Origin of the sequence: Hydrogenophaga sp. 70-12 (genome assembly GCF_001897365.1) — a bacterium.
Lineage (GTDB): Bacteria > Pseudomonadota > Gammaproteobacteria > Burkholderiales > Burkholderiaceae_C > Hydrogenophaga > Hydrogenophaga borbori.
On record NZ_MKSS01000346.1, the window covers coordinates 1 to 8,490 of the forward strand.

General features: G+C 70.0%; 8 protein-coding genes. 3 read left to right on the top strand and 5 right to left on the bottom strand.

Going from position 1 to position 8,490, the window contains the following annotated elements; genetic code table 11:
• A partial coding sequence (gene glmS, locus BGO22_RS18020; RefSeq protein ID WP_286852045.1) for a glutamine--fructose-6-phosphate transaminase (isomerizing) occupies positions 1-1,779 on the bottom strand: 1,779 nt, incomplete at its 3' end.
• A 136-nt stretch (positions 1,780-1,915) separates the two neighbouring features.
• Here glmS and BGO22_RS18025 point away from each other — a divergent pair.
• Complete coding sequence (locus BGO22_RS18025) at positions 1,916-2,407, top strand: Lrp/AsnC family transcriptional regulator (protein WP_070400335.1); 492 nt, start codon at positions 1,916-1,918, stop codon at positions 2,405-2,407.
• Positions 2,408-2,557: 150 nt separating this feature from the next.
• Positions 2,558-3,304 (top strand): DUF2726 domain-containing protein, encoded by a 747-nt coding sequence (locus tag BGO22_RS18030; protein ID WP_070400336.1) that lies wholly within the window; start codon positions 2,558-2,560, stop codon positions 3,302-3,304.
• Between the two features lies 1 nt (position 3,305).
• Here the strand turns inward: BGO22_RS18030 and glmU are convergent, their stop codons facing one another.
• Positions 3,306-4,715 (bottom strand): bifunctional UDP-N-acetylglucosamine diphosphorylase/glucosamine-1-phosphate N-acetyltransferase GlmU, encoded by a 1,410-nt coding sequence (gene glmU / locus BGO22_RS18035; protein ID WP_286852048.1) that lies wholly within the window; start codon positions 4,713-4,715, stop codon positions 3,306-3,308.
• Here glmU and BGO22_RS18040 point away from each other — a divergent pair.
• Entirely contained in the window at positions 4,714-5,622 is a 909-nt protein-coding gene (locus BGO22_RS18040) for a DUF6279 family lipoprotein (protein ID WP_286852050.1), read from the top strand. The two genes, glmU and BGO22_RS18040, sit on opposite strands and share 2 nt — an antisense overlap.
• 18 nt (positions 5,623-5,640) lie before the next feature.
• On the opposite strand, the gene BGO22_RS18045 is transcribed toward BGO22_RS18040, so the two are convergent.
• From BGO22_RS18045 to BGO22_RS18055, 3 genes are all read right to left on the bottom strand, one after another.
• On the bottom strand, positions 5,641-6,891 hold the full coding sequence (locus BGO22_RS18045) for an SLC13 family permease (protein ID WP_286852052.1): 1,251 nt from the start codon (positions 6,889-6,891) through the stop codon (positions 5,641-5,643).
• 207 nt (positions 6,892-7,098) lie between these two features.
• On the bottom strand, positions 7,099-8,079 hold the full coding sequence (locus BGO22_RS18050; RefSeq protein ID WP_070400339.1) for an MBL fold metallo-hydrolase: 981 nt from the start codon (positions 8,077-8,079) through the stop codon (positions 7,099-7,101).
• 85 nt (positions 8,080-8,164) lie between these two features.
• The coding region (locus BGO22_RS18055; protein ID WP_502686479.1) for a TetR-type transcription factor C-terminal domain-containing protein at positions 8,165-8,490 on the bottom strand (326 nt) is incomplete at its 5' end.

Genomic DNA, 8,490 nt, shown 5'->3' on the forward strand with positions numbered 1-8,490 from the left:
CGGCACCACGTGCAGGATGGGCGAGAGCGCGCCATAGTGCTCGGGCATGCGGATGACGTGAATGCCTTCGCTGCTGGCGATGCGCGTATCGGCGTCGGCCAGCACGTAGAGCACGCCACCGCGCGCGCGCACCTCTTGCATGTTGCTCTTGAGCTTTTCCAGCAGGGCGTCGTTGGGCGCCACCGTCACCACGGGCATGGCGGCGGTCACCAGGGCCAGCGGACCGTGCTTGAGCTCGCCCGCCGGGTAGGCCTCGGCGTGGATGTAGCTGATCTCCTTCAGCTTGAGCGCCCCCTCCAGCGCGATGGGGTAGTGCAGGCCGCGGCCCAGGAACAGCGCGTTGTCCATGCGCGCGAAGTCCTCGGCCCAGCTGATGACCTGCGGCTCCAGCGCCAGCACGGCCTGCAGGGCCACCGGCAGGTGGCGCATGCGCTTCAGGTGCTCGGCCTCGTCCGCCTCGCTCAGGTGGCCACGCACCTGCGCCAGGGCCAGCGTCAGCAGGAACAGGCCCGCGAGCTGGGTGGTGAAGGCCTTGGTCGAGGCCACGCCGATCTCGACGCCCGCGCGCGTGATGTAGGCCAGCTTGCACTCGCGCACCATGGCACTGGTGGACACGTTGCAGATGGTCAGCGTCTCCTGCATGCCCAGGCTTTGCGCGTGGCGCAGCGCGGCCAGGGTGTCGGCGGTCTCGCCGCTCTGGCTGATGGTGACGACCAGGGTGCGCGCATCGGGCACGCTGGTGCGGTAGCGGTACTCGCTGGCCACCTCCACCTGCGTGGGGATCTTGGCGATCGACTCCAGCCAGTACTTGGCGGTGCAGCCGCTGTAGTAGCTGGTGCCGCAGGCCAGGATCAGCACGCGGTCCACGTTCTTGAACACGCGGTGCGCGCCGTCGCCGAACAGCTCGGGCGTGACGCCGGCCACGCCTTCCAGCGTGTCGGCGATGGCGCGCGGTTGCTCGAAGATTTCCTTCTGCATGTAGTGGCGGTAGGGGCCCAACTCGGCCGCGCCGCTGTGCGCCTGCACGGTGCGCACGGGGCGCTGCGTGGCGTCGAGCGAGCGGCCCCCGGCGTCGGTGACCCAGTAGCGGCCCATCTGCAGGTCCACCAGGTCGCCCTCTTCCAGGTAAACGATCTGGTCCGTCACGCCGGCGAGCGCCATGGCGTCGCTGGCCAGGAAGTGTTCGCCGCCGCTCGCGCCCACGCCCAGCACCAGCGGAGAGCCCGCGCGCGCGCCCACCACGCGGTGCGGCTCGTCCTTGTGGAACACGGCCAGCGCGTAGGCGCCGTGCAGCTGCGCCACGGCCGCGGCCAGCGCGGCGAACACGTCGCCGTCGTAGAGCGAGTCGATCAGGTGGGCGATGACCTCGGTGTCGGTCTGGCTCTCGAACACGTAGCCCTTGGCCTGCAGCGCGGCGCGCAGCTCGTCGTGGTTTTCGATGATGCCGTTGTGCACCAGCGCCACGCGCCCGGCCGCGCCGCCGTTCGCGCCACTGGGAGCGCCCGGGCCATGGCTGAAGTGCGGGTGCGCGTTGTGCACCGCCGGCGCGCCGTGCGTGGCCCAGCGCGTGTGGGCGATGCCGGTGCCGCTGGCGATGCGCTCGCTCTGCACCTGCTGGGCAAGTTCGGCCACGCGCGCCGTGCTGCGCGCGCGCCTGAGGCCGTCGTTGTGCACGGCCACGCCGCAGGAGTCATAACCCCGGTATTCCAGCCGCTGCAGGCCCTGAACCAGCACCGGCACGATGTCGCGCCCCGAAACCCCTGCCACGATGCCGCACATGTGATCGCTCCTGAACAAGAAAGTGGGCGAATGCTAGTGAGCCTTGCGTGAAATGAATGGTCAAAATTCACACAAAGATGACCATTTTTATCCTCCTTGTCATTGAAGGACGATTTATTCCATCGACAATCGAATAATGGAATCTTTGGATATAGACGCCATCGACCTGCGGCTGCTGGAGCTGCTGCAGGAGGACGCCTCCCTGAGCAACCAGGCCCTGGCCGAGCGCGCCCACCTCAGCCCGCCCACCTGCCTGCGCCGCGTCAAGCGCCTGCGCGAGCGCGGGTTGATCGCGCGCGAAGTGGCCCTGCTCGACGCCGACCGCCTCGCCCCGCTGCTGGGCCACGGCCTCACCGTGGTGGTGGAGCTGAGCCTGGAGCGCCAGAGCGCCGAGGCGCTGGACGCCTTCGAGGCCCGTGCCGTGGCCGAGCCGCGCGTGCAGCAGTGCTACCGCGTGAGCCCCGGACCCGACTTCGTGCTGATCGTGCGCTGCGCCGACATGCCCGACTACCTGTCCCTCACGCAACGCCTGTTCACGGGCGACGCGAACGTGCGAAATGTCAAAGGCTTCTTCAGCACGCGTTGCGCCAAGTTCAAACCCAGCCTGCCGCTCAGCCGCCCCCTCTGACCGAACGGCTTAAACAGCGCCTTGGGGGCATTGCAAAACGCACACTTCCTCAGTCGTGGGGAGAGACGGGATTGACGGCCCCGATCGGCTGTTACAACCTCATACAATCTCAAGCTTGCTCAAAAAAGCGGCATCTCTCCAGGAGGTTTCATGGACATGATGGTGACGGGTTCGGTGATCGCGGCGGTGGTGCTGGCGCTGTGCGTCTGGCTCTACCTGCGCTTCATGCGGGCCCAGGACGACGGCCGCGACGACCGCTATGGGCCGGAGCGCATCCTGTCGGCCGAGCAGGTGGCCATGCTCGACTACCTGCAGGACACCTTCCCCGGCCAGGTGGTGCTGCCCAACATCAACCTCGGACAGATGCTGTCGGTGCGCCGCGCCGCGAGCAAGAAGGCCGCGAAGGAGCGCCTGCGCGAGCACCGCGTGGACTTCGTGGTGTGCGCCACCGACGGCCGCCCCACCTTCGCCTTCGACATCGAGCAGTACCACCTGAGCAACGCCGAGGCCAAGAGCCAGCGCACGAAGGTGAAGAACCGCATCCTCAAGACCGCTGGCGTGCGCTTCGTCTTCCTCAAGAACGGCATCCACCGCATGCCCTCGCCGGCCGAGTTCCGCGAGCAGCTCAACCTGGTGGAACTGCCCAAGCCCAAGGCGCCCGCGCCCAAGCCGGCCGATGAGCGCGACAGCGTGATGCAGCAGCTGGAAACGCAGATGTCCGGCTTCGACGACCGCTATGGCCGCTCGGGTTACCGCGACTCCGAGGTGCTGGGCCTGAGCGGCCTGATGGACCTGGAAGACGAACTCAAGCCGCGCGAGCAGCGCCGCCGCGGCGGCGCTGGCGGCGGCGACAGCCGCTACGACGGCAGTTCGTTCGACGTGCGCGGCGGGCGCTGAGTCAAGAGGCCTTCGGGGCCTTCTTCGGCCGCGCCCAGCCCGCGATGCTGGCCTGGCGGCCGCGCGCCACGGCCAGCGCCCCGGGCTCGGTGCTCTTGGTGATGGTCGAGCCCGCGCCCACCGTGCCGCCCGCGCCGATGGTGACCGGCGCCACCAGCACGCAGTTGCTGCCCACGTGCACGTCGGCCTCGATCACGGTGCGGTGCTTGTTGGCGCCGTCGTAGTTGGCGGTGATGCTGCCCGCGCCGTAGTTGACGCGTTCGCCCACGGTGGCGTCGCCCAGGTAGGCCAGGTGGTTGGCCTTGGCGCCCGCGGCCAGGGTGCTGTTCTTCACCTCGACGAAGTTGCCGATGTGCACCTCGGCGCCCAGGTCCGCCCCGGGGCGCAGGCGCGCGAAGGGCCCCACCAGCGCGCCCGGGCCCACGCGCACGCCGGCCGCTTCGCCGTCGATGTGGGTGAAGGGATGGATCACCGCGCCGGCCCCGATGCGCGCGTTGGCGATCACGCAGTTCGCGCCGATGCGCACGCCGTCCCCGAGTTCGACGCGGCCCTCGAACAAGGTGTTGACGTCGATCTCCACGTCCTGCCCGCAGACCAGTTCGCCGCGCACGTCGAAGCGCGCCGGGTCGGCCAGGCGAACGCCATCGGCCATGAAGCGGTTCGCCAGGCGCCGCTGGTAGGCGCGCTCCAGCTCGGCCAGTTGCTGCGGGCTGTTCACGCCGGCCACCTGAACGGCGTCGTCGGTGACGATGGCGCGCACCTCGCGGCCCTCGGCCACGGCGAGCTTCACCACGTCGGTGAGGTAGTACTCGCCCTGGCTGTTGTCGTTCGTCAGCCGGGCCAGCAAGGGCTTGAGCAGGGCCGCGGGGGCGGCCATCACGCCGCTGTACCACTCGGTCAGGCGGCGCTGCTCGGCGTTCGCGTCCTTGTGCTCCACGATGGCCCGCACCGAGCGCCCGGCGTCCGGGGCGCGCACGATGCGGCCGTAGCCGCTGGCGTCTTCGCCGGTGTCCACGCTGAGCAGCGCCAGGTGCTGCCCGGCGCAAGCCGCGATCAGCGCGCGCAGCGTGTCCGGCTCGATCAGGGGCACGTCGCCATTGAGCACCAGCACCACGCCGTCGTCGGCCAGCACGGGCACCGCCTGCTGCACCGCATGCCCGGTGCCCAGTTGCGGCTCCTGGCGCACGAAGCGCAGGGCCGTGGCGGCGGGCGCCGCCAGGCCGGCCTCCACCCGCTCGGCGCCATGGCCGGTGATCACCACCACCGAGCGCGCCGACAACCCCGCGGCGCAGTCGATCACATGCTGGGCCAGCGCGCGGCCGCCCAGTCGGTGCAACACTTTGGGCCGTTGGCTTTTCATGCGGGTGCCCTTGCCCGCGGCCATCACCACCACATCCACCGGTAACGACATGAAGACCTCTTTCGCGTCAGCCGGACGCGGCCAGGAGGGCAGCGCCGGAACGCGGCGGATTATCGCCCGCGCCCTGCTGGTGCTGGCCCTGGTCGCGCTGCTGGCCGCCTGCACCGCCGCGCGCTTCGCCTACAACCAGGCGCCCCACTTCGGCTACTGGTGGCTGGACAGCCATTTCGATTTCGACGACGCGCAGGCCGAGCAGGTGCGCGGCGACATCGACGCGTTCTTCGCCTGGCACCGGCGCGAGGAGCTGCCCGCCGTGGCGGGCCTGCTGCGCCAGTGGCAGGCCATGGCCGCGCGCGAGCTCACCGCGCAAGAGGTGTGCGCGCAGTTCGAAACCGTGCGCGCCCGCCTCGTCAGCACGGGCGAGCGGCTGATCCCCCCCTTCGCGCGCCTGGCCCCCCAATTGAGCGCCGCGCAGCTGCAGCAGCTGCAGCGCCGCCAGGCGCGCGGGGACGAGGAGTTCGCGCGCGACTTCCTGCGCGGCTCGCCCGAGCAGCGCCTGCAGCGCCGGCTGGAGCAGGCGGTCTCGCGCAGCGAAACGTTCTACGGCCCGCTCAGCGCGGCCCAGCGTGAGCTGCTGCGCCGCTGGCTCGCCGAATCGCCCTGGGACCCCGAACGCGCCCAGGCCGAGCGCCAGCGCCGCCAGGCCGATCTGCTGCAGACGCTTCGCGGGGTCCAGGCCGACCCCGCCCAGGCACAGCCCGCTCTGCGGGCCTACCTGCAACGCCTGCAAGACTCGCCCACGCCGGGCTACCAGGCGCACAGCGACGCTGGCGTGCGCCACGGCTGCGCGCAAGTCGCCGCGCTGCACAACAGCACCACGCCCGAGCAGCGGCGCAAGGCCGTGCGCGAGCTGCAGTCGTACGAACGCGACATGGAAGTGCTCAGCGCCCAGCGCTGAGCCGCGTGGCCGCCGGGCTCAAGCCCCCCAGCGCAGCCAGATCCAGATCACCCCCAGCGACAGCAGCGTCACCGGCGCGCCCACCACGGCGTGGCGCCGCCAGTCGATGACGATGCCCTGGGCGCGCGCGAGGTCGGCCACGATGAGGTTGGCGATGGAGCCCACCAGCAGCAGGTTGCCTGCGAAGGTGGTCACCAGCGCCAGCAACACCCCCGCGCCCGGCTCGCCCGACAGGTGCGGCAACAGCAGCATCACCGCCGGCACGTTGGACACCAGGTTGGACAGGACCACGCCCACCACCATCAGCGGGCCGGGATCGGTGAGGCGCACGCCCTGCCCGGCCAGCCAGGCCACGGCCCCGGCAGACAGGCCCGTGCGCTCGAAGGCGTGGTTCACCACGAACAGGCCCATGAACAGGATCAACAGCGGCCAGTCCACCTGCCTCAGGAAGTCGGCCGAGGCCAGCCGGCGGCTGAGCAGCAGCAGGGCCGCGCCCACCAGGGCCATCACCTCGTGCGGGCCGTCGCGGAACAGGAACAGGCCCATCAGCGCGCCGGCCACCACCAGGCCCTTGGTGGTTTGCCACATGTCCAGCGGCGGGTCGCTGGCGCGCCGGTCGGTGGCCGGCAGGGGCTCGACGCGCACGTGCGGCACACACACCAGCCAGCCCCAAAGCAGCGCCAGGCTGATGAGCACCGGCACAACGGCCGCGCGCGCGTAGCCCGCGAAGTCGAGCCGCAGCACCGAGCCGATCAGCATGTTCTGCGGGTTGCCGATGAGCGTGGCGGCCGAGCCGATGTTGGCCGCGCAGGCCAGGCCGATGAGGAAGGGCAACGGGTTGGCGCCGCGCCGCAGGCACAGGCGCGCCACGATGGGCGTCATGGCCAGGCAGACCACGTCGTTGGAGAACACGGCCGACAGCGTGGCCGCCACGGCGATCAGGGCGGCCAGCAGGGCGTTGTCCGACAGCGGCAGCGCGCCCACGCGCTGCGTGAGGGCGGCGTAGAAGCCGCCCAGGCGCATTTGCGCCGAGATCACCATGAAGGCGAACAGCAGCAGGATGGTGGGCAGGTCGATGGCCTGGGCCGCCTCGGCCACGCCCATGCCCGAGACCGCGATCACGGCGATGGCGCCGAGCAAGGCCACGCCCGAGCGATCGAGCCGCAGGCGCGGCAGGCCGCCGAGGAACATGCCCAGGTAGACCACGCCAAAAATGGCGATGACGGCCCAGTCGGTGGCGGCGTTCAGCAGGGGATCGTTGGAGGGCATGGAGCGCGCATCGTAGCGGCGGACAGCAAAAAGCCGCCCGAAGGCGGCTTCTCGAAGGGCGCGGCCCGAGGACGGGCGGCTCGGTTCGCTTGTAGGCCCGCCCGCTGCGCGTTCAGGCCTGCAAGGCCGCGGGGGGCTTGTAGGCCCGCCCGCTGCGCGTTCAGGCCTGCAAGGCCGCGGGGGCTTGTAGGCCCGCCCGCTGCGCGTTCAGGCCTGCAAGGCCGCCCACATCTCCTTGTCACGCTCGGCCGTCCAGATGCGCGGGTTTTTGATGCCCTGGGCTTCGTCGAAGGCTCGGCTGACGTCGAAGGGCAGGCAGTGTTCGTAGATGAAGACGTGGCCGAACACCGGGTCCATACTCTTGCGGGTGTGGGCCATGGCGGCCTTGAGGTCCATGCCCGCGGCCGCGGCTTCCTTGCCGGCCTGGAACAGGGTGGTGACCCAGCGCTTGGTGTAGTCCAGCGCCTTGTTCACGTCGGCATTGCCCTTCATGGCTTCGCCCCGGCCCGGCACGATGGCCTCGGCCTTGAGCGCGCGCAGGGCCTCGAGCGTGGCGGGCCATTCCTCAAGCTGGGCGTCACCGGTGTACACGCCGGCCTCGTACTCGACCAGGTCGCCGCTGAACAGCACCTTTTCGTCTTCCACCCAGGCGATGGTGTCGCCGCGCGTATGGCCCTGGCCGGGGTGCCAGATCTCGACCTTCACGCCGCCCAGGTCCACGGTGAGCGAGCCCTGGCGGCCGGGTTGGCCATCGCCGATGACCATGGTGGGCCAGGTCAGACCGGGCACGCTGTCGGCGCCGCGGAACAGGCGCGGGAAGCGCTCCATCTCGCTCTGCATGTCCTCGGCGCCACGCTCGACGATGAGTTCGTAGGTGCCGCGGCTGGCGATGATTTCGGTGGCGCCTTCGGCCAGGTAGGCGCTGGCGCCCAGCACGCGCACCGCGTGGTAGTGGGTCAGCAGCACGTACTTGATGGGCTTGTCGCTGACCTGGCGGATGCGCTGGATCAGGTCCTGCGCCATGGCGGGCGTGGCCGTGGCGTCGCTGACCATGATGAACTTCTCGCCAATGATCACGCCCGAGTTCGGGTCGCCTTCGGCGGTGTAGGCCCAGCAGTGCGGGCTGAGCTGCTCGAAGGTGATCTTCTTGTCCTGCAGGTCGGCTTGGGAAGCGAAGGCTTTGCTCATGGGGTCTGTCTCCGGTGGGGGAAGCTGCGATTTTAACTAAACGAAATTCATTTCATATAAGTAAACGCCCAAAATCCCCTCGGATTCAGTCGGGCCGGCGCCCGGCCAGGCCGTTTTCCAGCACCGACACCACCTCTTCGGCGAAGCCGGCGTAGCTCATGGGGCCACCCGGGCGCAGCCAGATGAAGGTCCAGTTGATCATGCCGAACAGCATCATGGTCAGGGCGGTCTGGTTGGTGGGGGTCACGCGCTCGGGGTAGGCGCGGCGGATGAAGCGCGTGAAGGCCGCCACCACGTCGCGCTGGCGGTTCACCACCAGTTCGCGCTGCGCCGGACCGAGGAACTTGGTGTCGGACACCAGGGCCGCGTGGCGCGTGGCGCTGGTTTCGTACTCGGCCAGGAAGGCGCGCA

What these genes read in the sequence shown, in the direction of transcription:
- BGO22_RS18025 (WP_070400335.1), top strand. Translation starts at nt 1,916, where the DNA reads ATGGAATCTTTGGATATAGACGCCATCGACCTGCGGCTGCTGGAGCTG.
- BGO22_RS18045 (WP_286852052.1), bottom strand. Translation starts at nt 6,891, where the DNA reads ATGCCCTCCAACGATCCCCTGCTGAACGCCGCCACCGACTGGGCCGTC.
- BGO22_RS18050 (WP_070400339.1), bottom strand. Translation starts at nt 8,079, where the DNA reads ATGAGCAAAGCCTTCGCTTCCCAAGCCGACCTGCAGGACAAGAAGATC.
- BGO22_RS18040 (WP_286852050.1), top strand. Translation starts at nt 4,714, where the DNA reads ATGAAGACCTCTTTCGCGTCAGCCGGACGCGGCCAGGAGGGCAGCGCC.
- glmU (WP_286852048.1), bottom strand. Translation starts at nt 4,715, where the DNA reads ATGTCGTTACCGGTGGATGTGGTGGTGATGGCCGCGGGCAAGGGCACC.
- BGO22_RS18030 (WP_070400336.1), top strand. Translation starts at nt 2,558, where the DNA reads ATGGACATGATGGTGACGGGTTCGGTGATCGCGGCGGTGGTGCTGGCG.